The organism is Pseudomonas sp. KB_15, from assembly GCF_052114525.1.
In the GTDB taxonomy this organism is placed as follows: domain Bacteria; phylum Pseudomonadota; class Gammaproteobacteria; order Pseudomonadales; family Pseudomonadaceae; genus Aquipseudomonas.
Genome location: NZ_JBFREX010000214.1, coordinates 1 through 449, shown reverse-complemented (window position 1 = coordinate 449; position 449 = coordinate 1). Strand labels below are relative to the sequence as shown.

Below are 449 nucleotides of genomic sequence, written 5' to 3'. Positions count from 1 at the left end.
GCATGGGTCAGCGAGCACCATGCGCTGTCCTCGCCCCATCCGAAGCTGCCGCTCGTGAAGTACTTCTTCTTCCCCGGCTTTGCGCACGGCACGGGCGGGCTGCTGCGGGAGTCAATGCTGGGCGCGCAGCGCGATGCCTTCCTATCCAGCCGCGCCGCGCAATCGACACTCTGGTACCGGCTCGGCACGCAACCCCTGCCAGATGCGTTGCGCGTAAGCCTGTTCGCCTATACGAATCCCGCCCTACCCGCCTTGCTGGCCCAATGGCGCGACGGCGCCACGCCCGTGCAGTGCCTGGTGCCGCAAGGCCCGGCAGCGCAGCAGGCGGCCGCGTGGTTCGGCGCCCCGGCGGAGCAGGTGGCCCCCGGCACCTCGCTGACGCAAGGCAACCTGACCCTCCAGGTGATTCCGTTCGTGAGGCAGGAAAACTACGACGAACTGCTCTGGGC

1 protein-coding gene is annotated in these 449 nt (G+C 68.6%); it reads left to right on the top strand.

The window, feature by feature from the left end; all coding sequences use genetic code 11:
- Positions 1-449 (top strand): elongation factor P maturation arginine rhamnosyltransferase EarP (gene earP, locus AB4Z35_RS30530; protein ID WP_442101234.1); only part of this gene is annotated, 449 nt, incomplete at both ends.